Origin of the sequence: Parasphingomonas zepuensis, assembly GCF_036663735.1 — a bacterium.
Classification (GTDB): Bacteria; Pseudomonadota; Alphaproteobacteria; order Sphingomonadales; family Sphingomonadaceae; genus Sphingomonas.
On record NZ_JAXOJO010000068.1, the window covers coordinates 1 to 1118 of the forward strand.

Annotated in this window: 2 protein-coding genes and 1 pseudogene; 2 read left to right on the plus strand and 1 reads right to left on the minus strand. The window is 67.3% G+C overall.

The window, feature by feature from the left end; translation table 11 throughout:
- Positions 1 to 220: GIN domain-containing protein (locus tag U1769_RS25280; protein ID WP_332720912.1), on the plus strand; the 220-nt coding region annotated here is incomplete at its 5' end.
- Between the two features lie 40 nt (positions 221 to 260).
- Complete coding sequence (locus tag U1769_RS25285) at positions 261 to 965, plus strand: GIN domain-containing protein (RefSeq protein WP_332720913.1); 705 nt, start codon at positions 261 to 263, stop codon at positions 963 to 965.
- Here U1769_RS25285 and U1769_RS25290 read toward each other — a convergent pair.
- Positions 962 to 1118 (minus strand): annotated as a pseudogene (locus tag U1769_RS25290) (ligase-associated DNA damage response endonuclease PdeM); the annotation flags it as partial. The gene U1769_RS25285 and the pseudogene U1769_RS25290 overlap by 4 nt on opposite strands.

Below are 1118 nucleotides of genomic sequence, written 5' to 3' on the forward strand. Positions count from 1 at the left end.
GAGCGTCATCGACGCTTCGATCGCCGGGTCGGGCAACGTCGAGGCGCCGGGGCTGAAGGCGGCACGCGGCACCATCTCGATCGCCGGGTCGGGCAGCGTGCGCGCGCAGGTAACCGACACCGCCAACGTATCGATCGTCGGTTCGGGCGATGTCGAGCTGACCGGCGGGGCCAAATGCTCGGTCAGCAAGATGGGATCGGGCACCGCGCGCTGTAGCTGATGCCTTGCCGAGCATGGGGTAAGGGTGCGATGCACCGGACATGCACATTCGCACCCTGATCCTGCCGTTCGTTCTGCTCGCCATCGGCGCGGCACCCGCCCCGCAAGAGCGCCGCATCCAGCTCACCGGATTCGAGCGCGTTCGAGTTGATGGACCCTTTGTGGTGCGGGTCATTCCCGGCTCGGCCACGGCAACCATCACCGGCGGGCGTGGCGCGATCGAGCGTGTGAGCATCCGCAATCAGGGTAATACGCTGGTGGTCGGCGTCAGCACCTCGACCTGGGAAGGCTGGCGCGAGAAGGACGGCGTCGCAACGATCACCGTCGCCACGCCCCGTTTACGCGCCGCCAACATCAATGGCGGCGGAAAGCTCGATATCGAGGCCATGACCAGCCAGCGGATCGATCTCGGCGTCAACGGCACGGGGTCGCTGAGTATCGGCAAGTTGACGGCCGACCATCTCGTCACCACGCTCACCGGCACCGGCATGATCAAGGTTGCGGGCGGCAGCGCACGCAACGCCCGCTTCATGAATTACGGCGCGGGATCGATCGACGCGGGCGGCTTGGCCGTCAACGATCTCACCGTCCATTCGCAAAGCGCTGGCGACAGCCGTTTCCTCGCTCGCTTCACCGCCACCGTCTCGGTGCTTGGCATCGGTGCGGTACGGGTGGACGGCAATGCCACCTGCCGGCTTGGTGGTCCCGGCCCTGCCACCTGCGCCGGCAAAACCGAACGGCGTTAGGCTGCGATCGGGAACCTGAGCAGCCGGTCTTCCAGCGCCACCAGCGCCTGCGCCCCGCGCCCCACCGCGCGCACGATTTCCGGATGATGCGCATCCAGCCCGCCGGTCAGCGCTCCGAACGCAGGCAGGATCAGCTTGGTCTCGGTCGCGACG

Bases quoted from the DNA above. Each gene is read 5' to 3' on its own strand.
- U1769_RS25285 (WP_332720913.1), top strand. From the start codon at position 261: ATGCACATTCGCACCCTGATCCTGCCGTTCGTTCTGCTCGCCATCGGC.